The 22,324-nt window shown below is 57.4% G+C and carries 21 protein-coding genes; 6 read left to right on the top strand and 15 right to left on the bottom strand.

The annotated features are described in order from the left end of the window. The first annotated feature begins 99 nt into the window (after window positions 1–99). Window positions 100–693, top strand: a complete 594-nt coding sequence (locus tag AB7M29_RS10235) for a nitroreductase family protein (protein ID WP_454246800.1) — start codon at window positions 100–102, stop codon at window positions 691–693. A 125-nt stretch (window positions 694–818) separates the two neighbouring features. On the opposite strand, the gene AB7M29_RS10230 is transcribed toward AB7M29_RS10235, so the two are convergent. The 6 genes from AB7M29_RS10230 to AB7M29_RS10205 form a co-directional block, all read right to left on the bottom strand. Beyond that, window positions 819–1,751, bottom strand: a complete 933-nt coding sequence (locus AB7M29_RS10230) for a D-2-hydroxyacid dehydrogenase (protein ID WP_217856584.1) — start codon at window positions 1,749–1,751, stop codon at window positions 819–821. A gap of 120 nt (window positions 1,752–1,871) precedes the next feature. Continuing rightward, window positions 1,872–2,165, bottom strand: coding sequence for a YcgL domain-containing protein (locus AB7M29_RS10225; RefSeq protein ID WP_007898694.1), 294 nt, complete (start codon window positions 2,163–2,165; stop codon window positions 1,872–1,874). Continuing rightward, the gene (gene rnd / locus AB7M29_RS10220; protein WP_123360405.1) at window positions 2,162–3,295 is read right to left on the bottom strand and encodes a ribonuclease D; all 1,134 of its coding nucleotides are present in this window, start codon (window positions 3,293–3,295) and stop codon (window positions 2,162–2,164) included. The genes AB7M29_RS10225 and rnd overlap by 4 nt, the downstream gene beginning before the upstream one ends. A 180-nt stretch (window positions 3,296–3,475) precedes the next feature. Further along, window positions 3,476–4,138 carry a class I SAM-dependent methyltransferase gene (locus AB7M29_RS10215; RefSeq protein ID WP_217856586.1) on the bottom strand — a complete coding sequence of 221 codons (663 nt, stop codon included), beginning with the start codon at window positions 4,136–4,138 and terminating at the stop codon, window positions 3,476–3,478. A 73-nt stretch (window positions 4,139–4,211) separates the two neighbouring features. Then, the gene (locus tag AB7M29_RS10210) at window positions 4,212–5,861 is read right to left on the bottom strand and encodes a phosphoethanolamine transferase (RefSeq protein WP_454246799.1); all 1,650 of its coding nucleotides are present in this window, start codon (window positions 5,859–5,861) and stop codon (window positions 4,212–4,214) included. Window positions 5,862–6,029: 168 nt separating this feature from the next. Next, entirely contained in the window at window positions 6,030–7,412 is a 1,383-nt protein-coding gene (locus tag AB7M29_RS10205) for a glutamine synthetase family protein (protein ID WP_217856588.1), read from the bottom strand. 474 nt (window positions 7,413–7,886) lie between these two features. Here AB7M29_RS10205 and AB7M29_RS10200 point away from each other — a divergent pair, with 474 nt between their 5' ends. Both AB7M29_RS10200 and AB7M29_RS10195 read left to right on the top strand, forming a co-directional pair. Continuing rightward, window positions 7,887–9,074 (top strand): cyanate transporter, encoded by a 1,188-nt coding sequence (locus tag AB7M29_RS10200; protein WP_217856589.1) that lies wholly within the window; start codon window positions 7,887–7,889, stop codon window positions 9,072–9,074. Window positions 9,075–9,183: 109 nt separating this feature from the next. Continuing rightward, the gene (locus tag AB7M29_RS10195) at window positions 9,184–10,095 is read left to right on the top strand and encodes a DMT family transporter (protein ID WP_454246798.1); all 912 of its coding nucleotides are present in this window, start codon (window positions 9,184–9,186) and stop codon (window positions 10,093–10,095) included. 6 nt (window positions 10,096–10,101) lie between these two features. Here AB7M29_RS10195 and AB7M29_RS10190 read toward each other — a convergent pair whose 3' ends face one another. The 6 genes from AB7M29_RS10190 to AB7M29_RS10165 are packed head-to-tail and all read right to left on the bottom strand — an operon-like array spanning window position 10,102 to window position 17,013. Further along, window positions 10,102–11,517: an amidase gene (locus AB7M29_RS10190; protein ID WP_454246797.1), complete on the bottom strand. Its 1,416-nt coding sequence runs from the start codon at window positions 11,515–11,517 to the stop codon at window positions 10,102–10,104. Window positions 11,518–11,519: 2 nt separating this feature from the next. Next, window positions 11,520–12,860, bottom strand: coding sequence for an aspartate aminotransferase family protein (locus tag AB7M29_RS10185; protein WP_052966442.1), 1,341 nt, complete (start codon window positions 12,858–12,860; stop codon window positions 11,520–11,522). Beyond that, window positions 12,838–13,965, bottom strand: coding sequence for an aminotransferase class III-fold pyridoxal phosphate-dependent enzyme (locus AB7M29_RS10180; protein WP_217856591.1), 1,128 nt, complete (start codon window positions 13,963–13,965; stop codon window positions 12,838–12,840). Before AB7M29_RS10180 ends, AB7M29_RS10185 begins: the two co-directional genes overlap by 23 nt. A 9-nt stretch (window positions 13,966–13,974) precedes the next feature. Then, window positions 13,975–14,856, bottom strand: coding sequence for a TauD/TfdA family dioxygenase (locus AB7M29_RS10175; protein WP_217856592.1), 882 nt, complete (start codon window positions 14,854–14,856; stop codon window positions 13,975–13,977). After that, window positions 14,831–16,399 (bottom strand): AMP-binding protein, encoded by a 1,569-nt coding sequence (locus tag AB7M29_RS10170; RefSeq protein WP_052966440.1) that lies wholly within the window; start codon window positions 16,397–16,399, stop codon window positions 14,831–14,833. Before AB7M29_RS10170 ends, AB7M29_RS10175 begins: the two co-directional genes overlap by 26 nt. Next, window positions 16,396–17,013: a thermostable hemolysin gene (locus tag AB7M29_RS10165; RefSeq protein WP_007898678.1), complete on the bottom strand. Its 618-nt coding sequence runs from the start codon at window positions 17,011–17,013 to the stop codon at window positions 16,396–16,398. The genes AB7M29_RS10170 and AB7M29_RS10165 overlap by 4 nt, the downstream gene beginning before the upstream one ends. A 174-nt stretch (window positions 17,014–17,187) precedes the next feature. Between AB7M29_RS10165 and AB7M29_RS10160 the strand changes: the two genes are divergently transcribed. Together AB7M29_RS10160 and AB7M29_RS10155 are read left to right on the top strand one after the other, a co-directional pair. Continuing rightward, on the top strand, window positions 17,188–18,123 hold the full coding sequence (locus tag AB7M29_RS10160) for a LysR family transcriptional regulator (protein WP_217856594.1): 936 nt from the start codon (window positions 17,188–17,190) through the stop codon (window positions 18,121–18,123). Window positions 18,124–18,433: 310 nt separating this feature from the next. Continuing rightward, a complete protein-coding gene (locus AB7M29_RS10155) occupies window positions 18,434–19,348 on the top strand; it encodes a LysR family transcriptional regulator (RefSeq protein WP_217856595.1) in 915 nt (304 codons plus the stop codon). A 17-nt stretch (window positions 19,349–19,365) separates the two neighbouring features. Here AB7M29_RS10155 and AB7M29_RS10150 read toward each other — a convergent pair whose 3' ends face one another. From AB7M29_RS10150 to AB7M29_RS10140, 3 genes are all read right to left on the bottom strand, one after another. Then, the gene (locus AB7M29_RS10150; RefSeq protein ID WP_217856596.1) at window positions 19,366–19,731 is read right to left on the bottom strand and encodes a 5-carboxymethyl-2-hydroxymuconate Delta-isomerase; all 366 of its coding nucleotides are present in this window, start codon (window positions 19,729–19,731) and stop codon (window positions 19,366–19,368) included. A gap of 57 nt (window positions 19,732–19,788) precedes the next feature. Further along, window positions 19,789–20,715, bottom strand: a complete 927-nt coding sequence (locus tag AB7M29_RS10145) for a LysR substrate-binding domain-containing protein (RefSeq protein WP_217856597.1) — start codon at window positions 20,713–20,715, stop codon at window positions 19,789–19,791. Window positions 20,716–20,866: 151 nt separating this feature from the next. Next, window positions 20,867–21,058: a YegP family protein gene (locus AB7M29_RS10140; RefSeq protein WP_008074435.1), complete on the bottom strand. Its 192-nt coding sequence runs from the start codon at window positions 21,056–21,058 to the stop codon at window positions 20,867–20,869. 357 nt (window positions 21,059–21,415) lie between these two features. Between AB7M29_RS10140 and AB7M29_RS10135 the strand changes: the two genes are divergently transcribed. Beyond that, window positions 21,416–21,964, top strand: a complete 549-nt coding sequence (locus tag AB7M29_RS10135; protein ID WP_454246796.1) for a hypothetical protein — start codon at window positions 21,416–21,418, stop codon at window positions 21,962–21,964. The last annotated feature ends 360 nt before the right edge of the window (window positions 21,965–22,324 follow it).

Genomic DNA, 22,324 nt, shown 5'->3' with positions numbered 1-22,324 from the left:
GGTGAACGGCCCAGGCTCTCGGAAAACCCCATCGCTCAGCTCAACTGCGCTCGCCGGTTTTTAGACGACCCTCACTTTCAAACGTAAAGGAATCTCTTGATGAGTGCTAACCCACGCGTTGCCGATTACGCCATTCACCCTCAGTTCACCGATCGCTGGTCGCCCCGTGCCTTCACCGGCGAAACCATTGCCGAAGAGACCCTGCTGAGCTTCTTCGAAGCCGCGCGCTGGGCACCATCGGCGTACAACTCGCAACCTTGGCGGTTTCTCTATGCGCGTCGCGACACGCCGAACTGGGAGCGTTACCTGGGCCTGCTGAACGAGTTCAACCGCAGCTGGGCCCAGTATGCCTCGGCGCTGGTGATCGTGGTCTCGAAAACCACCTTTGCGATACCTGGCGCCACCGAAGAAACACCGGCGCAATCCCACACTTTCGACACCGGTTCGGCCTGGGGCCACCTGGCGCTGCAAGCGAGTATCAGCGGCTGGCACACTCACGGCATGGCCGGTTTCGATCAGGAACTGACCCGCAAAGAGCTGAATATTCCTGAGGGCTATGCGCTGCACGCGGCGGTGGCGATCGGCAAGCTGGGCGACAAGGCGACGCTGGCCGAGTACCTGCAAGCGCGCGAAGAGCCAAGCCCGCGTCGTCCGCTGAGCGAGTTGGCGGCTGAAGGTGATTTCACCCTCTAACCAACGATGAAGTTCAAATGTGGGAGCGGGCTTGCTCGCGAAAGCGGTGTGTCAGTCACCTTGAATATCGGCTGACACATCACCTTCGCGAGCAAGCCCGCTCCCACATTTGATTGGTGGTGGATTTAATACCCGCGCGCGAAATCCACTTCCCCACGCAACGCTTCGCCCGCCTGATACGCCCTCAGGTTTTCGACGAACAACTTCACCATCATCGGTGGCGAAGTCGGTGCAGAACTGTGGCCGGTCAGCAGCAGGCCCCACGCGGTCCAGAATGGATGGCGTTGCGGCAGCGGCTCCTGACGGCAGACATCAATCACAGCCCCGGCCAGATGCCCTTCCTTCAAGGCTTCCACCAGATCCGCATCGACCACCGCGACGCCGCGCCCGACGTTGATGAACAACCCGGTCGGCTTGAACTGCTTGAACAGTGCGGCGTCGTACAGGTCGTGAGTATTCGGGGTGTTCGGCAGCAGATTGATCACGTAATCCACTTCGCCGACCAGGCGCGGCAAATCACTTAGCGCGCCGACTTCGACAAAGGGCGCCTGCTCGCGGGCTTCGCTGGCGATGCCATATAACTCGACGCCGAACGGCAGCAGAAACTGCGCCACGGTCTGACCGATGTCACCGGTGCCGACGATCAACACCTTGCGCCCGGCCAGGCTTTGACCCTGGCGGTTGTCCCATTTACGCTCGACCTGGCTGACCAGTCGCGCCAGTACTTCGCGCTCGTGGCCGAGCATGTAAGTCAGTACGTATTCGGCCATGACCTGACCGAAAATCCCTACCGCGCGAGTCAGGCGATAGTGGCGTGGCAGGCCGTCGGCCAGCAACGGCGTGATGCCGGCCCAGGTCGACTGCAGCCATGCCGGCGTGTGGCCCTGACGCAACAGCGTCGCCAGCAGGTCCGGCTGACCGAGCCAGACTTGGCAATCGGCGGCCTGACGGGCCAGTTCGGCGGAGTCGCCGCTGGTCAGTACTTCCAGATCAGGCGCTGCCTGACGCAACAATTGGGCATACACAGGGTGGTCGTGTTCAGCAATCAGAACGCGCATGGTTCAAACCTTTCAAAAACAGTGCAGACAGCCGCCGACGGAGTATCACTCCATCGCCCTGGCCATCGCCAAAATCATTCCAGTATTTCATACAGGCTCTGAACAGAGCCTGTCTGCCGATTACATCGGGTCGTTGCGTCGCAGCAATTCTTCCGGCAGATGCTCGATGTATTCGTCTTCGGCCGGCGGCATTTGCAGGTGGTAACCCTGCTTCTCGAGGTTTTCCAGCACCACAGTGATGTCTTCGCGCGACAACTTGCGCTCGGGTGTCAGCACCAGATCGAAAGCGTGATGCGGTTTGCCGAAGGCCGCCATCAGACTTTCCGGAACGCGCTCCAGTGCATCGCTTTTGAGCACATAGAGGTACATCTCGTTTTTCTTCAGGCTTCGATAGATGGAGCAAATACGTTTCAAGGCTGTTCTCCGGCGGTGGCCAGGCTGTCGAGCAGCGCCTGGCCCATCAATTCGCGGCGCCAGCCACGCAGCGAATCAGGCAATTGGTAAGGACCATTGGGGAAGCCGCTTTTAAGCAGCGCTTCCAGGGTTTTCTTGCGCAGCATCAGTTCTGGGGCGATGTTCAGGCGCTCGGCTTCGGCCTGTCCGATGGCGCGCAGCTGTTTGACCAGCGCGGCGGCGTCCACCGGCAACGGCTCCGGCACTGCAGGCGGCCATTGATCAGGCGACACACTGCCAGAGCGCTTGATCAGATCAAGCAGAAATTCGCCATCCTGACGCACGGTACGCGGGTGCATGTCTTCGATTTTCGCCAGCGCGCCAAGGTTGTCCGGTTGCGTGCGAGCCAACGGCCACAGGGAATGTTCACGGACGATGCGGTTGCGCGGCAGATCACGGGCACGGGCCTGCGTCTCACGCCAGGCGCAAAGTTCACGCAACACGGCGAGTTGGGCGCGGGACAGTTTCCAGGCCAGTTTGGCGTCGCGATAGACCTCATACGGGTCGACCTCGCGACGCAGATTGGCCACCAGCTCGGCACCGTCTTCCAGGACCCAGGCGTATTTTTCGTCAGAAAGCTTCGGACGCAGCTGTACGAAAACTTCCGCCAGGTGCAAGGCATCTTCGGCAGCGTAGCTGATCTGGGTGTCGGACAGTGGACGTTGCAGCCAGTCGGAACGGGTTTCGCCTTTGGGCAGGTCAATGCCGAGCACTTCCTGCACCAGCCGCGAATAGCCCATGGAAAAACCCAGGTTCAGGTAAGCGGCGGCCAGTTGGGTGTCGAACAGCGGCGCCGGCAGGCTGCCGGTCAGACGCAGCAGAACTTCGAGGTCTTCGCTGCACGCATGCACGACTTTGACCACGGCCGGGTTTTCCAGCAATGCGGCCAACGGCTGCCAATTGTCGATGGTCAGCGGATCAATCAGGTAAGCGCGTACGCCATCGCCGATCTGCAGCAGGCCTGCGATCGGGTAAAAGGTGTCGACCCGCATGAATTCGGTGTCGAGGGCAACGAATGGCAGCTGCTGCCACTCGGCGCAAAACTGACCGAGGCTATCGTTGTCGCGAATCCAGTGAATATCGATGGCCACACGGCTCTCCCTTGAAGAATGGCGCGCAGTATATATCGCCCCCGGCGATTTCCGCGCATCCACTGAACAAGAGCTTTAGCGAAAATACCTACTGGACCGCAAGAATAGTCTGACAGAAGGAGACTAGGGGGCGTTCTCCATTAGTTTCCCCGCGGTGTGGAAACTAATGGAGAACGCCCCCTAGCCGCCCTTACGCAGCACGTAGACCCGCATCCGCGCACAACCCGGCAGGAAGTCCTGATGGCTGAGCAAGTGGAAACCCGCTTGCCTGAACTCGGCCTCAAGCTCGGCCTTGCTCGCCTGTGGCTGGGACTGTGCGCCTTCCACACCGGATCGGCGCAGCTTGAAATGCGCATCAGCCCGCACTGCAACGATCACCGTGTCGCGACTGACCCGATGGAACTCGCCCAGCATGGCCAACCGATGCTCAGGACTGGCGATGTGTTGAAACAGTTGCATGCAAAAAATGCAATCAACCGCGTTCGCCGACAAACCGATGGTGAAGGCTGAACTCTGAAAGGTCTTGATCCGCTCCAGCAGGTGTTGCGGATGGTGGGTGCGGGCATGATCGAGCATGTCCTGAGACGGATCGGTCGCAAGAATCACCCGATTCGCATGCTCGGCCAGTATCGACCAGAAGCGCCCGACACCGCAGGCCACATCAAGAATCAATCCCGGTTCGCCAGCGACTTGAAGCGCGTTACGCACCAGTTGCTCGTCGCGCCAGAACGTCAAACGCCCCGCCAGGCCACGCGGCCGCGACTGCAGGCAGACGCGTGCGTGTTCCTGATCGTAGCGCCGGGCGAACTCGAGTTCGATGGCGGATGGGGGCAGCGCGGACATGTGCAATGGCTCTTATTGGAATATCGACTGACGGCAGGTTAACCACTGGCGCGTGAAAAAAAGGTCGACGGGCTCATTTTTTGGCCAGCACACCGTCAATCACCGCACCGCGGCAGCCGGCAAACATGTCCAGCCCCGGGTCGTAGACCTTGCTGTTGACCTCCAGCAGGCCAAGCATCGAATGGAACAGGTTGTCCTGGCTCAAGGGCTTTTCGCGACTCAGTTGCAGGCAATGAGTGTCCACCGAGAACGATTTTTGATAGCTGTCGGAGAACCACGCCAGCATCGCTACATGCTTCTGTTGTTCCGGCGCCAGCATGTAAGGCGTGCCATGAAGGAACAGGTTGTATTCGCCCAGCGATTCGCCGTGATCCGACAGATAAAGCATCGCGGTATCAACTTTGTCCTGATTGCTGCGCAACAGGTCGATCAGGGTCGACAGCACATGGTCGGTGTACACCAATGTGTTGTCGTAGCCATTGACGATACTTTCGCGGCTGCAATTGTTCAGTGCATTGCTTTCACACACCGGGGTGAAGTGTTCGTACTCTTTCGGGTAGCGCTTGAAATATTCCGGACCGTGACTGCCCATTTGGTGCAGTACCAACACGGTGTCTTTATCCAGCGTGTCGATAAAGTGCTGCAAACCTTGCAGGAGAATTTCATCGCGGCACTCGCTATTGGCACACAACGCCGGGTCTTTCAGATTACTCACGTCGTCGACAGTGACCCGATCGCAGGTGCCTTTGCAGCCCGACTGATTATCCCGCCAGATCACCTCGAGGCCGGCGTGTTTGAGCACGTCCAGCAGACCTTCCTCGTTCTTTGCCTTGCTGGCGTTGTAATCCTTGCGGCCCATGTTGGAGAACATGCAAGGCACCGACACGGCCGTTTCCGTGCCGCAAGAATGCACATCGGTAAAGGCAATCAGGCCGGTTTCCTTATCCAGTTGGGGAGTGGTGTCGCGGTCATAACCCAGGATGCCGAAGTTCTCGGCCCGGGCACTTTCGCCCACCACCAGTACCGTCAGGGATTTACGGCCGTGGGTCTGCCAGACCGGGTTTTTCTCGGCATCTTCACCGAGTTTGACAAAGGGTTGTTGGGCAGAAACGACTTGCTCGCGCAGATAACCGAGCGAGGCGCCGATGTAGTTGCTTGGCACCACCATCAGGCGCAATTCATGGTGATTGCGAAACAACGACGACAAACCTTGATAGTTGACCAAGGCGACACCGCCGATCACCGTAATCGATGCGACAGTTACCAGCACTTTGCTTAATAACTCACGGTGCCAACGACGGTAATTAATCGGTGTCTTCCACAACAGCCACGACGGTAAAATTCCGAGAAATACAATATAAATAAACAACTTCACGGACAGTAAATCGCGCACTTCGGTGGCATTGGTTTCTGCGAAGTTACGAAACATACCGGCGTCGATCAACACACCGTATTGGCTCATGAAATAGACCACGCCGGCACTGACCAAAAAGATCAGCGTCAACACGGGTTTCATCACAGGCCGGAATGCCAGCAAGGTCAGCACAATGTTGAAGACCGCCAGGATCATCGCCCCGAACGCGACGCGCATGGCGATGCCTTGACCGTCTGCAGCGGTGATAACGAACAGGTGTTGCCAGAGCACTGAATTGAACCCTGCCAATAAAAAGGCGCTGGCAATCAACGTCACCCACTCGGGGCGCACGGCTTTGAACTTCAACATGATGAACGGCTGTTCCTGAAAAGAAGTGCCCGCGATTAATGTGAAAATTTCATTTACCGCGACAACACAAATCTTAAGCAGCCAACCATCAATTTTTTGTGAAAAATACGCCAACGATTAGTTGGCTCGTAACAATCAGGCCCAAACTTCCAACAGTGGAAACTCGTTTCAAGCCTGATGCAGGTACCAGCGCCAGTCCTGCTCACCGACTTCTCCCATGAACTGTCGGTATTCGGCGCGTTTCACCGCCAGATACACGCCAAGAAACTCACTGCCAAAGGCCTCCCGCGCCCAGCTCGAAGCCTCCAGCGCTCGCAATGTGGTCAACCAGTCGGTGGGCAGCAATTCCGTAGCCTGGGCGTACCCATTGCCCTCCACGGGTGCTCCAGGGTCAAGCTGCTCGCGGATGCCGCGATGAATCCCGGCCAGGATCGCCGCAGCCGCCAGGTACGGGTTGGCATCGGCACCACAGATGCGGTGCTCGATATGCCGAGAGAATGCCGGCCCGCCGGGCACCCGCAAACTCACGGTGCGGTTGTCCACGCCCCAGGTGGCCGCCAGTGGTGCGTAGCTGTTGGTCTGGAAACGACGGTACGAGTTGGCATTCGGACAGAACAGCAGCAATGAATCGAGCAACGTGCTGAGCATTCCGCCGACCGCTTGCTTAAGCAGCGGCGTGCCGTCCGGGGCTTCGCTGGCGAACAGGTTATTGCCCTCCTTGTCCGCCAGGCTGACGTGCATGTGCATGCCGGTGCCGGCCAGATCATCAAACGGTTTGGCCATGAAACAGGCCGCCATCCCATGCTTGTGGGCCACGCCCTTGACCAGCCGTTTATAGCGCACCGCTTCATCCATCGCCTGCAAAGCATCGGTGCGGTGTTCGAGGGTGATTTCCACTTGCCCCGGCGCATATTCGGAGATTGCTGTGCGCGCCGGAATGCCCTGCAGCTTGCAGGCGCTGTAGAGGTCGGCCAGAAACGGCTCGATTTGCTCCAGCTCACGTAAGCCATAGACCTGCGTGGAGCGTGGCCGCCCGCCATCGACATCCCGCGCTGGCTGCGGCCGACCGTTACTGTCGCGCTGCTGATCCAGCAAATAGAACTCCAGCTCCGCCGCCATCACCGGGTAATAACCGTCGGCCTGCAAGCCTTCGATGACCTTGGCCAGCAGGTGCCGTGGGTCGGCGATGGTCGCGGGCATGCCCTCTTTTGGATGCATGCTGACCTGCACCGCCGCCGTGGGAATCAAGCGCCACGGCATGCGCTGCAAACTGCCGCTGATCGGGTAGGCCCGGCAATCGATATCACCGACGTCCCAGACCAGCCCGGAATTTTCTACGTCATCGCCATTGATGGTCAGGCCCAGAATGGTACTCGGCAGCGGCCGCCCGCTTTCGTACACCGCCAGCAGTTCATCGCGATGCAGCAACTTGCCCCGTGGCACACCGTTGTTGTCGAGGATGAACAGCTCGAACATCTCGATATCCGGATGGTGTTCCAGGAAGGACAGGGCTTCTTCTTTCGTGGCGAAGGATGTCGTGGCACAGCTCATGGGAATTCTCGTCTATCCGCGTCAGGCAAACGCACAGGCGCCGCCGGTTTGATCCCGGCGCACAGCGCGGGACCTGTCAGAACAATCAACGGGACATGCAGGAATCCGGCGGGCGTGCGTGGCGGCAATGCCACAGTGCCCAGAAAGCCAGTTCAGAAGGGAGTGCAGACAGGCTTGGCGCGCTGGCAGGCCTGTATAGACGACGTGGTTGAAGGCTTGAAGTGGCACCAGACGCCTCGTGTTTGATGCCGATCAGCCAGACGTCCATGGAAAAGACCGCAGTAAACAGATGCAAAGCAGCGTCACACGGGCAGATAAGCCGTTAAATCCAGACTTGATGAACCTTGGTTGCAGATCGGCTAAACATTCCTCCCGGTAACCAACCTAATTTCTCGATAGTGCCAGCGACTTTTCAGTTTGCCCCTGCAGGCTTGGAGCGGCCTAATCACAACCTTGTATATTTGGGGTTCCGTTATGGAAAACGTTCGTACTACAAGCTCCTATGCCGGATGGCTGATGGTCAGCGTGGTACTGGTGGCACTGAACCTGAGGCCTTCGATGGCCGCTGTCGGGCCGTTGTTGTCGGCCATTCGCGGGGATGTTCCATTAAGTTTCAGTACCGCCTCGCTGCTGACCATGCTGCCCGTCATGGCAATGGGGCTGGCGATGTTCCTGGGAATGCGCATCGCGCAACGGGTTGGTGAACACCGCACCATCATCCTGTCCTTGTTGATCATCGGTGTGGCCACTGTCTCGCGGCTGTACCTGGACAGCAGCCTTGAGTTGATCCTGAGCGCGGTATTGGCCGGACTGGGGATCGCCCTCATTCAGGCAGTGATGCCGGCACTGATCAAGTCACGCTTCAGCGACAACGTTTCGCTGTTTATGGGTTTGTATGTCACCTCGATCATGGGCGGAGCCGCGATTGCGGCATCGTTCTCGCCTTTCGTCCTCGCGCAAACCGGTAGTTGGCGGATGGGCCTGGCAATCTGGGCGCTACTGACGCTGGTTGCCTTGGTCTTCTGGCTTGCCCAGCGCTCGGCAATCGCGCCATTGCCGGCGGCGCCGATGGGGCGCCAGGAGTCCTTCGTCGGTAACTCACGGGCCTGGTTGCTGGCGATTTTCTTCGGCTTGGGCACTGCCTCCTACACCTGTGTGCTGGCCTGGCTAGCCCCGTATTACGTGGAAAAAGGCTGGAGCGAACAGAATGCCGGCTTACTGCTGGGGTTTCTCACGGCCATGGAAGTTGTGTCCGGGCTGATAACACCCGCGATTGCCAACCGCAGCCAGGACAAGCGTCTGGTACTGGTCGTTCTGCTGGCCTTGATCATGGCCGGCTTCTGCGGCCTGATCCTCAGCCCGGAACGCTTTAGCCTGCTATGGCCGTGCCTGTTGGGCCTGGGCATTGGCGGTCTGTTCCCGATGAGCTTGATCGTGTCCCTTGATCACCTGGATAACCCGCGTCGTGCCGGCGGCCTGACGGCCTTTGTGCAAGGCATCGGTTACCTGATCGCGGGCCTCTCGCCGCTGATTGCCGGGATGATTCGCGACCAATTGGGTAGCTTCGAATGGGCCTGGTGGTCACTCACAGCGGTGATGGCGGTGATGATTGTAATGGTGCTGCGCTTCAACCCAAGGCAATACGCGCAGCATATCCAATAGTCTTCGAAGGTCCTTTCAAGGCCCGCCTACAGATCCGATTTACCCTTAACTGGCTGGCATTACCGACTGCGCCCGCTAAATCTATTTTCAAACGCTGGGGAAGGAACTCATGAAACAAGTCGGTTTTGCAGAAGCTCACTGGGGCATGCTGATCTGGGCGATGTTGATCGCATCGTCTTTCTTTGCGGCGGCAGAAGTCAGCCAATCGATAGATCCAATCCTGTTGACCGGGCTGCGCTTGTTGTTGTCAGCCTTGATGTTCTTGCCGCTGCTGTTATTGAAAAGCACTTCACCGATCTCGGCCAAAGGCCTGCTGGCCCATGCGGTTCTTGGGCTGCTGCTGGCGACGTATTTTGGTTCGCTGTTTGAAGCACTGCGCTACACCACGGCGGTCAATACCGCGACGCTGTACACGCTGGTGCCGCTGATGACGTTATTCTTTGAGGTATTCCTGCTACCGAGTACGAGTCTGAAGACCCGATTGTTGCCGATGTCGATTGCGGCAATCGGCGCCCTGCTGCTGACGCTCAAAGGGGCGGCTCCGGGCGAACTGCCCGCGTTGTACCCGGTACTGGTCTTCGGCGTCGGCTGTCTGGCGATGGCGCTCTATTCGCCACTGAGCCAGCGATTCAAGGCCAAGAGTTTGAAGGGGCGCGACCCGGTGGCGATGACCTTCTGGAACATGCTTTTCGGTTCGCTGTTTCTGTTTGTGTTCTGTCTGTTTAGCGGCGGTTGGCGCAGCGGCGCGCAGTTGTCGTCGAGCGATATGTTCTGGCTGGTGTACCTGGCGCTGTTTGGCACCCTGGCGACATTCTGGCTGCTGCATCGGGCAATCGGGGTGATTTCACCGTCAACGGTGGTTTCCTACGTCTACCTGAACACCCTGTTTGTCACATTGTTTCACTGGTTCTGGCTCAGACAGCAACCGGTATTGATAGATGTCACCGGTGCGGTGCTGGTGGGTGTCGGCATGCTGGCAATGGTGATCACCAGCCGTCACGCCAAAACCGTTACGGCTTGAGTTCCTTCAGAGAGTGACTGTGTCCAACGGGGCCACCGGACTCCAGCGCTCCAGTTCGCGTTCAAGGAAATTGGCCACGGCCAGCAGCTGCTCTTCCTGCCAATGCGGGCCGATTATCTGGATGCCGATCGGCATCCCGTTGGCCGGATCATGTCCGGCGCGAATGACCACCGCCGGTGAACCGGAGAGGCTGAACGGAAACACAAAGGCATAGCGATCACGATCCTGCAAAGACTCGCCATGAGCGAATGCCACGTCCGGGAACACCGGACAAATGAACAGATCGTGCTGATTGAAGAACTTCGCCAAGTGATAGCGAAACGTATCGATCAGAATCCAGTCGCGCTTCATTTCATCCACGCTCAACTCGACCTCTTCGCTCAAGCGAATCAACCCTATGGTGGCGGGCGTATAGGTCTGTTTGTCCATGGACTGGAACAAACGCTTCCAGCCACGCCCGGCATCCCCACCCGTGATGAAAACCCGCCATAGCACATCGCAGGCCTCGTCGAGCATCTGCGGAGCCGTCGGTGTAACCTGCGCCACCACACTGCTCAGGCAACTCTCGACCCGTTGCAGAACCTGCTTCACCGCCGGGCTCACCCGGGTTCTGGTGGATTCCCAGGACAGCGCGACACGCATTTGGTCCAGTGGCTTACTGTCAGCGAACGGCACATCGACGGTGTCCGGATCGTGACCGTCAGCGCCGCTGATCAGTTGCCCGAGTAACGCCAGATCGTCGACATAACGCCCCATCACGCCAAACGCCGACGTCAGATGAAACAGCCCGGAGCGATCACAGGGAAACTGGCCGGTCAACGGCACACGCCCCTGGGTCAGTTTCATGCCGCAGATACCGTTGAAATGCGCCGGAATCCGCACACTGCCGCCAGCATCCGAGGCCAGCCCGGCCGGCGAGCAACCGGCCGCGATGGCTGCCGCTTCCCCGCCACTGCTGCCACCGGCGGAGCGCCACCCGTCATGGGGATTGAGCGTGCGGCCATACAGCAGATTGTCGGTTTCAAAGGCCATGCACAGCTCGGGAACATTGGTGATCCCAAGGATGATCGCCCCCGCCTGGCGAAGCCGGGCAACGACCGTGGCATCCTCCTGACTGGCCTCGCCCAGCAACTCCTTCAGGCCTCGCGACATTCGGAAGCCGCGCACATGGCAGACGTCCTTGATGGTCATGGGGATGCCGTGTAAAGGGCCACGAATCTTTCCGATGCGGGCCATCTCATCGGCCTCCCGGGCCTGTCGACGCAGTTCGTCGACAGACTCCAGTTGAATCAGGGCATTGATCTGCGGATTGCGTTCGGCGATACGCTGCAGGTAGAACTCCAGCAAGTTGACGCTGGTCAGCATACCGCGGCGCAGCAGACCGGCCATTTCGCGCAGGGTCAACGTATCGGGATTGAACATACTCAGCGCTTCCCTTTGCTGCGCAGTAGCTTGTTGGGGATGTGGTACATGTTTCTGACCACCAGGGAAAACGCCTTGACCGCCAGCTTCGGACGCCGAGCGATCGCCTCAAGGGCTTCCTCGGTCATCGTCAGCACATGCCGAAGCGCTTCGGGTGTGATGTTCAGCGGCGGGTAAAAGCGCAGAACCGGGTGCGCGGCTTTTTCATTCATGGAATGCCCGGCATGCACGCCACGCTTGCCCAACTCCATGCTCATCAGCGCTTCGTAGACCGAACCGCGCAAGCGCAGGCCGGTCATCAGGCCGACACCGGGCACATCCTCGACAATCTGCGGATAACGCTGAGCCAGCCGTTGCAGGCCATGGCGCAGCAAACCGCCATTGATCCGTGATTGCTCGACCAGGTTGTGCTGCTCGATGTAATCGATAGCGGCCAGTGCCGAGGCGCACGCCACCGGATGCCCGCCATTGGTTCGCTGGTCAGGCTCGATCTCGCTCAGCGGGTATTGCGTGGTCAGTCGCCAGCTGTACATCGCGCAGGCAAACGAGGTGTAACCGCCCGTCAGGCCTTTAGAGAGAATCATGATGTCCGGCACGATGTCGTCATACTGCACGGCGAACCACTTGCCACAGCGGCCGAAACCGGTCTGGATTTCGTCGGCCACCAGCAAGGTCTCAGTGGCATCGCACAGGGCGCGGATGTTCGCCATGTAACCCACGGGCGGAACCTGTAAGTGGGCGCCCCCCAGAATCGGCTCGACATACACCGCACGCACACCCTCGCCTACCGCTCTCTGCAAGGCGGCGAAGTCACCGTACGGCACATAAGTCACTTCCGAGGCCGCGGTGCCGTAGCTGCGATGGTGCTGTTTCTGCCCAAGAATACTCATCGCCGCCAGCGTCTTGCCGTGATAGGAATCACTCATTACCACGATTCCACGCCGGTGCGGCTGTACCTTGAGCACATACCGCATGCTCTGTTCGATGGCTTCGGCACCCGAGACCATAAACTGCACATCCCCCCACTTCCCCGGTACCAGATTCCGAAGGCGCTCGGACAATGCGCCTTGCAGCGGATGCACCCGCCCCTCAGGAATCCAGGCCATCTGGTTCAACTGGGTCTGCACCTGTTCACGTACCATCGGATTACGATGGCCGACGATGAACACCCCATAGCTGCATGCGCAATCGATAAAGCGCTTGCCGGCATGGTCGGTGACATAGATGCCATCGGCGTCCTTTTCGACGCTGGTTTTACCCAGGCGATAGAGCTTGGCCGCCGAGGCACTCCAATGTCGCTGGCAGTCATCCAGCAGTTGTTCATGCGATAGGGTTAAGGACATGGCTTAAAGTCTCCTTGAGAATCCGGGATGCGCGCTGGATGTGTTCGGCTCGTGCAGTGATCGGGCAGCGCAGAATCAACTCGCGGCCACGGGGTGCACTGACATAGATGCCACGCTGATAAAGCTCCTCGCACAATTCGGCGGGATTGAGGTCGGCTGGCAGCGGCAGGCTGACCCAGGCACCGCAGGCGACAGCACCGAATGAGGCGAGCGCTTGCGCCAGAATCTTGCCGTTAGTGAGGCACTGTGTGGGCAAGTCGTGTGCCTGCACATAATCAAGTGCCGCCATGGCGGCCACACAGGCCATCGGGTTGCCGGCGGTGGTGCTGCCATGTTTCGCCGGGCTGCTGCGACCATAGACCTGATACGCCATCTGTTCGCTGCAGGTATAGGTGCCGATAGGAATCGCGCTGCCGCCCAGCGGCCCGCCCAACACCACGATGTCCGGGGTATTGCGAAAACGCTGGAAACCGAACAGCGTGCCGAGGCTCCCCAGACAACTTTGCACGTCGACCGCGATGACCGGCACCGACGCATTGGCCGCCGCGACATACAAGTGATCGAGTAGCACCTGCTCTATCAGGCGCAAGCGACCGTCTCCATCCATCACGGTGCTGGTGTGGCAAACCGCGAAGCAATCGTTCCAGTCCACTTTATCCAGGTCGCGGACATGCCTGATCGCCACGAGCTCGAAGCCCAGGAAACGCTGCATCTGCAGATAGTTTTGCGGCGTGCTGAGGCAACGTCCGTAACTCAGCGAGCCATAGTCGCCGCCCTGGACAACAACAATGGTGTTGCCCTTGGGTTTGAGACCTTTGCACAGTTTCAAGGCGCCTTCGAATGCTTCATCGCCGGAGCTGCACACATAAGAGCTGACCAGCGGCTGCGGTAGCAGCTCGGCCAAGCGCCGGCACAAAGCGATCAGTGGGTCGGACATCAGCACTCGATTGGACAGCCCCATGCTTTGCGCCTGAAGGCTGACCGCGTCGATTACCGCCGGCACCTGAAAGCCAAACCCGCCGGCCAGATCGACTATCTGGCGACCGTCACCGTCGATATACGTCTCGTACTGACCTGAAATGATCTGCTTGTTATTGGTCTTCATGAATAGGTCTCAGCGGTAGCTCAGGGCATTGAAGATACGGCGGCGCTCGTCGACGATGGCCTCACGGCCATGCATTACCCGACGGTTGTCGATCATCACCATGTCATGGTCGCGCCAGCCGACCGGGTAGGTGTATTGCGCGGAAACCTCGGCAATTTCGTGCAGGAATTCGCCGGGAATGGGCTGCCCGGACGATGTATCGATCACTGGCACTTCATAGTTGAAGGACGGCCCGAGAATGCTGTTGGCAAACGCTGGACGCTGGCTGAATTCGGAGACCAGAATCGCCGGGGTACTGAAGGCGTAATGAATCGAATCATCAAATGCATTGAAGGAGATCTGTGTCTGCGGATCGTCGCCGATGATCTGCATCAGATCTTCGATCCTGACCGCCGCCGGGTCCGAGAGCGCTGGCGAATAGTGGCAAACCAGCCGACGCCATTTGTCGCCGGCAACGGTGCGGCTGTAGCGAATCGGGTTGTCCTCGAAAAATGTGCGGCAGGCGGATGACAGCTTCGCCAGTACTTTCTCACCGTCGCACAAGGTGGTTTGCGAGCCTGCGCGCGGCGCTTCCTGGCAATAGAACCAGGTGATGTCCGGCCAGAACGGTGAGTTACCATTTTCGCAATGCAGACCGATCGCCTGGCGGCCCGCATCCACCAACTGCGCGGCTCCACCGACCATGACGCGAGCCGGGTCGAGGCTCAGCCGCGAGCTGTTCTGCTTCACATAGGCGCTGAAATCCTCGGCATTGTGGATGCAGTTACGTAACAGGACGACACCGTAATGCCCCAGCAAGTCGTACAGCTCTGCCTTGCCCAGGCTTGCGAAATGGCGCGGCTCAATAATGGATACGTCGGGGCTTTCACAGTGATAGGCAGGTGTGTTCATCAGATGCATTCCCTTGCAGATTGGCGAAAACAGTAGCGATATCGGCGCGTTTTGGACGGCCGGTGACGGTGTAGAGTTGCTCGAGCAATGGATCGTCCTTGGTCAGCAACCACAGGCGACTCGGCCGCTCGATGTCGGAAAAGCGCCGGGCTGACCAGCTGGCCAGCTCATCGCGATCCGGTGCCGACTCAACACACAACAACGCCACCAGACCATGGGCCTCATCGAAAAACACAGCGGCATCGCGCACACCGGGATATTCGCGGTATTCCAGCTCGACCTGTTCCGGGCTGACGTTGCGGCCATTGGGCAGGCAGATCACATTTTTCTTACGACCGCGAACATAGAGAAAGCCATCAGCATCCAGCTCTCCCAAATCCCCGGTGTCCATCCAGCCATCGTCGGACATCGAACAGGCGCTCGGGTCTTTGCCCGAGTAGCCGCTGAACAACGAACTGCTCTTGACCTCAATGGTCTGGTCGGCGCCGATGCGCACCTGAACATGCGGCAACGGCCTGCCCACACTGCCCAGACGTTGGTGTTGCAAGGTATTCATACTGACGACCGAGGCGTTCTCGGAGAGCCCGTAACCCTGGAACACCGCAATACCATCCTCGGCGAGGGCGTGCAGGATATCGATGCTGACGGCCGCGCCGCCGCACGTGATATGCACCCCCGAATGCAGGTAACGAGACAGGCGCTCACCCTGCGCGCCGCCTTCGGTCAATAGCTCGTGAAAGCGATTGAGCATCACCGGTGGCACCGTCAAGGCCGTCGGTTCGACCCGCAGGATCCATTCGATCAAGCGCTGCGGCGACATTCCCGGTTCCCCCAGCAGTGCTTCGCCTTCAGGCAGGAAATGCACGATCCCACCGGCCAGCAGCGGCAAATACGCGGCGGTCACTTGTTCCAGCAGCAGGCTCAACGGCACCAGTGACAGGTAGCTGCGATGGGCATCGACCGGCATCCACTGGCGCAGGGAAGTCAACACCGCCCCCACCGCCGCCGTGCTCAGGCGCACGCCCTTGGGCCGACTGGTAGTCCCCGAGGTGTGAATGATTTTGCAGATCCACGCGCTATCGCCGTCCGGTTCTCGCAACAACGGCTGCTCCAGGGCAGGTTCGTCGATACGTCTGAGGCGGCTGTCGGGAAAGTCCAGCCTCCACCGCTCAGCCAGCGTCCGCTCGCCTGCGGCATCCACCAGAAACCCGTCACAACGCTCGGCAAGGTGCTCGGCCTGGGACTGACTGAACGCCAGCGGCAAAGGCAATGCGGTAATTCCGGCAAACAGGCAAGCCAGATCGGCAATCAACCAGTCACTGCTGTTACGCGTCGCAATCCCCAGCACAACGTGATCGCCATGAGCCGCCGTGTCGAAACGCCGCTGCAGTTCTGCCGCCAGATTCAGCGCCCGGGACTCCAGCTCGCCATAGGTCATGACAGCGGCGTGTTCCAGGCCGGTCGGAGCACAATCGATAGCGCAGACCTTCTGACGATTGATCTGTAATGCCAGCCGCAGGTCCGCAATGAAACGACCGCTCATGACTGCGCCCTCGTCGGCAAATTGTTCGGCAACTGGGTGAACAAAGTACCGAGGGTCATAGCGGCGAATCGCGAACGTTTCGGGTCCACGCGGATAAAACCGGTGACGGGTAATTTCGAGTAGTAGGTACCCCAGTTCTTGCCACCATCGTCGGCCAGACGCTGAGGGTCGGCCGTGAGTAGTGGTTCGAAATCGATCTGGCAGCTTTCCATCATTTTCCGGACCCGGGGCGTAACGGTGCAGAGCAAATATTGAGCCCCCATGCACCAGGCCAACAACGGAACCATGTTGACCATGATCATTCCGGCCGTCAGATGATGAGAAATCAAACTGCCTATTTCAGCAATAACTGACCGATCAATCATCTTTTCAAAACGCTGGGACAGAATCGTTTCTATCGGTTGCGACAGGTATTGCTCCGAGAAAAGTGTGCGGTCATCCGCAAAAGTTATACCGGCGCAAGAAAGAATCCGTTCCTCACTGTCCTGGGTGACCGCAAAATACTGCGGGCTCGGTTCTACGGATGCCTTATAAGAGCTGCGAAACTTTTCTTTCACAACTTCAGTCGCCTGCATCCATAACGGCGTTTGACTTTCCGTGACTCGTACCAACACTTCGCCCTCCTATCCCTGCTCAGGGTTCTCTGTAAGTGGAACGAGAATATATTGAGGAAATTTCCCACAGACTATTTAAAAAACCAATTGCTTCCACTAATATATAAATAAACAACCTTGTCACAAAACATGACGTAACGTGACACACATGGATTTTCACCGAGATGGACCTTTATGCTTAATAGCAATCTGCTAAGAAAACTGGATATGCAGGACCTTATGGTTTTCGTGGCTGTGTATGAACAAAGAAGCGTCACCGAGGTCTCCGAAACCCTTTGCGTCAGCCAGTCCACGGTGAGCTACTGCTTGAAAAAGCTGCGCACGAGTTTCGACGACGAGCTCTTCATCAATACCCGCAATGGCATGTGGCCAACACACAAAGCCGCCACGATGTACAGCCATGTTCTCAAAATCCTGAAGAGCATAAACATATGCCATTCCGGACTACACTCATTCGACCCAGCGCAAAAAGAGATAACTTTTAATATTTGTGCACCTGAATACTTTGAACTTCTTATACTTCCAAACTTATTGAAACGCTTTATCGGCAGTAGTTTTCCGGTCATTGTAAATATCCAGAAATTCCACAGAGACATCCCTAACGATGAACTGATGGATGGCCGTTTCGATCTGGTAATTTGTTTCGGCCCCAATTTTCATCGCAATACTAAAAACTTGAAATCACAAGTACTGCTGGAAGATGACTTGGTCTGCGTCGTCGATAAAGACTTTGCGCCTCCAGAGGGCGAGTTCAGCCTGGACACCTTTGTCGCACGCCAGCATATCTTCCCGACTCCATGGACTTCAGACACCAACATGGTGGATGGCTGGCTCAGCAAATGGGATTACACCCGTCAAATTGTCGCACGAGCTAATAGTTACGTTGCAGCACTCAACATGATCCCCGGAACCGATTTTGTTCTCACTCTGCCTCGGCGCATCCAGATGCTGATCAGTAATGAAGCCAGATTCAGCCATTGCAAACCACCGACGGGTTTACCGAACTTCACACTGGACATGTTGTGGAACGAGAAACCAGGTCAAGACAGCGCCAATAACTGGTTTCGCGAACAAATTGTCAGCGTGTGCGCGCAAGACGGATTGCTGTAATAAGACTTCACTTTACTGACCGACCGCAGCCAAGTGTCTGGGCGTAACTTCAGCGCTTGGCCGGTGGGATATTCAGCGCCTGGCACTCGATACAGATCACTTTCGAGCAGTCCGCGCTGATCCAGAAAATCCCGGAAAGCCCCCTCTTCAGGCCAGCGATTGAATGTGTAGGTCGTGTTACCTACACGTTGTGTCCCACATCTGACAATGAAGCTTCCTACAAGGCATTCTCCTGGCACTATCGTTCCGTTATCCTTTTATGGATAGATCGCATTCAAAACAGAACAGGGAGTTCATGGGGATGGGGCAGATGCTTAACAGCAATTTACTTAGAAAGCTCGATATGCAGGACCTCATGGTGTTCGTCGCCGTGTATGAACAAAGTAGCGTCACCGCCGTCTCCGAAACCCTGGGGGTCAGCCAGTCCACCGTCAGCTATTCGCTGAAAAAGCTGCGCACCGGCTTCAAAGATGATTTGTTCATCAACACCCGATCAGGAATGCGTCCAACCTACAAAGCCACCACCATGCACGAGCATGTGCTGAAGATTCTGGAAGGCATCAACTTCTGCCATTCCGGAGCTCAAGCCTTTGATCCGACGCTAAAAGCCGTCACCTTCAACATTGGCGCGTCGGAGTACTTCGAACTGCTGGTACTGCCGCGGCTGTTGAAGAACTTCGACTTCGCCAACCTGCCAGTGATCGTCAATGTGCAAAAACTCGATACCGCCCTGCCCGCCGATGAACTGCGCGATGGCAGTCTCGATCTGGTGATCTGCTTCGGTCACGACTTTCAACACAGCCACACTGACTTCAAATCCCGGAGGCTGGTTGAAGACGAGTTGGTTTACGTCTTCGATAAACGCGCAACCCCGCCGCAATTACGCCCAAGTTTGCGATCGTTCATTGAATATCGTCACGTGCTCTCTCCATACAAGACCTTCGACACCCACAGTGTCGATCACAAACGACAGCTTATCGCGCGATCCAACAGCTACAGGGCAGCCCTCAAGATGATCACCGGCACCGACCTCATCCTGACGCTACCGCGGCGCATTCAAACGCTGCTGGCCAATGACGCGGTATTCAGTCATTGCGAAGCACCAAAGGGCTTGCCAGGATTTACCCTCGACATGCAATGGAGCGAAGCCAGCGATCAGGACAGCGCCAATACCTGGCTTCGCGAGCAAGTGGTCAAAGCCTGCGCAGAACAGGGTTTGCTCTGAACCCAAGACCAGGCCTGTCAGAGGCCGATGGCAGTCTTGGTGTAGGACTCGCGATCAATATCCAGAATTTCCGCACACAACTGCACTTCTACGTTGGCCGGCCATTCGCATAAGTCCTGCAACACTGACAACAGGCTTTGCGACAACTGCCTCTTGATCTCCGCCGAACGCCCGCTCAACAGTGCCAGCTTGATATGCACAAAAGCCCGCTCGCCCAATGCGGTGCCAACCTTGAAGCTCTCGACCTTCACTGCACGGCTCTTGATATCGAACTCGGACGCAAACTGACCGGAAGCCATCAACGCATTGTTGAGTCGCATCAACGCCACGTCGGCATTCAGTTTGGACAAGTTAGCGGTGTATTCCATGTGCAGGTGAGGCATGACAGGGCTCCTGAAGATTGGTAGAAAGTTCGTACATATAACACAGCGCCGTCCTACTCACTGGCACAGCGGAAGGATCGGCCGCTCACTCATGAACGCCTCCAGACGCGAGCGCAGCCAGCGTTCGGCGGGATCGCTGTCGACATGACTGAGCCAGACCATGGACAGGTCCAGGGTCGGCGTCTTGAACGGAAACGGTTCCTTGAACAGTTGGCCGGACGCGGCCATCGCTTCGGCCGTGTAATCCGGCAGGCTGGCGATCAGGTCGGTGCCGGCGAGCAAGGCCGGCAATGAGCTGTATTGCGGCACCGAGAGCACCACATGACGAGTGCGGCCGATTTCCGCCAGCCACTCATCGGCGTAGCCACTGACATTGGCGGTGTGAGACACCAGCACATGTGGCCGCGAGCAATATTCATCGAGGGTCAGCGGTGTATCCGATGCGTCTGCACGCAAAATACTGGGCTGAATGTGTCGCAGCAATTTGCGCTTGGCGTTGGCGGGCAACCCGCGGGTCTGGCTGATACCAACGGTGATATCGCCAGACGCCAGCAGGTCGGGAATGCGCCAGTAGTCGACATGCTGGACCACGAACACCACCTTCGGTGCTTCCTGGCGCAATGCACGCAACAGCGGCGGGAGCAGACCGAACTCGACATCGTCCGACAGCCCGATGCGAAACGTCATGGTGCTGCTGAGCGGATCGAAATCATGGGTCAGGCTCAAGGCCACCGACAGCGAATCCAGTGCCGGTGACAGGTGCAGAATAATTTCCTCGGCCCGCGCCGTCGGCTCCATGCGATGGCCGACCCGAATGAACAGCGGATCATTGAACATCGTCCGCAAGCGGTTCAGCGCCGCACTGATCGTCGGCTGACCGAGGAACAGCTTCTCCGCCACTCGCGTGACGTTGCGCTCGAGCATCAATGTCTCGAACACCACCATCAGGTTGATGTCGGCCTTGCGCAGTTCGTTGCGATTCATCCATTGCACCCCGATCCCCAAGACTTGGATGACAGTTTAGGGAGGTGTCGTAATCGGCGTCTATGCAGGCTGGCAAATGACCTGATCCATAAAAACAGGGAGCCCGAAAAAACGAAGCTGCTCTGACTGAGCAGCTTCACCGCCCTGGAGCCTATATCTCCTTGACCGGGGTCTGATCATGAGTCCCTTTGATCAAACTGATGGCATGCACGCAATCAGACTTGTTGACGTAAGCCTCCCCACTGGCAATCGTTTCATGATTCCCCGCCCGCAAACGCCAGCGCCATTGGCCCTTGCCGGTTTGTGCGATACCACGGGTTTGCCTGTAAATCTCAAAATACATTGATCGCTCCTTGCGACTGCTGATTACGACAGATCAGTGACCTGCGAAACCAGAGTAGATGAGGAATTTTTGAGGCAATGTCTTTCAATGTGAGGGGATATTTCGAAGAAAAACCCTTGATTCGCGGGACGACCAATAGATACGGGGGGCGGTAATTAAAGAGACTCGGCGGAGTCAGTTTTCCCGTAAATATGCATATTTTTCTTACGCTGCTATGCCGATTCATCCGACACTGGAAGCAATCAGGGGCTTGGGCGAGCGCGCTGTGTAGTAAATGAAAACGGGCGACTATAAGTTCGCCCGTTTCACGCTCCAATAGAGACAGCGCCGCTAGTACCCTCCGTGGAAGATCCCGGATTGACTCGCATCGCCCCAGCCATTGGTTCTCTGGATATACTGGGCCTGCTTCACAAGCTCAAATATCCACCCCATATTCAGTTCATGGATCGAATGAAAACATATCTCACTCTTCCGTTAGCAATGACTCTCGCTTTTGTAATGACCGGTTGTGGCAGCCGCCAAGCGAGTGTTCAACCCTCCTCCAAGCCGGTGGCCCCACTGGCATCGGATGAGCATCATGCAAGCCTTACCTTCCGCACCCTCGGCGGCGCAGGTGATCATCCGGTCAGCTATTCCCTGGGGCCTGCCGACGCGAGTGAGTACGCCATGTCTTCCGCTGGCGAGCCTGTCTATGATGTAAACTACTTCCAGCGCATACCGGGTTACCTGAAGAACATGGCAGGTGGCACAGACAGTATTGATAAGTTAGTAGAGGCCGAAAAAAACCTGAAAGTGAATGCTGCGGTGAAAAGGCAGATAGCCACCCTCAACGGTATTCCCATGCATTCATTGTTCGGCTACTCCATAACGCCCTGCCCCACTGGTATTCACACCGAAACCGCATAAGAACTACCTCATCGAAACGGTGATCGCGGATAACTACATCATGAAGGTTTATGAAATTTCCACGACGGGTGAACGCAAAGAGGTGAGTGTGACTGTTGGCGCTGATGGAGACCTGACCCAACCTGCCGATTGAAATCTAACTCAGAGAGAAAGGGTACATAGGACAAACGGGGGCAGGCTCTGGAGTAGATTTGTGGGGATCCCTCAGGGTCTGCCCCCTATTTCTCAACGCTTAGGGCGATGGTAGACACATCAGTTTAAGTGGACACCATTTTTAGCCCATTAAGCGGATCGCCATGCAACGACGGCACTCTTACCCCAAGTCCTTCAAAGCCCAGGTCGTGCAGGTATGTTTGCAAG

This window comes from Pseudomonas sp. F-14 TE3623 (assembly GCF_053629015.1).
The sequence above is the reverse complement of the archived record's forward strand: the minus strand, read 5'-3'. Positions and strand labels throughout refer to the sequence as shown.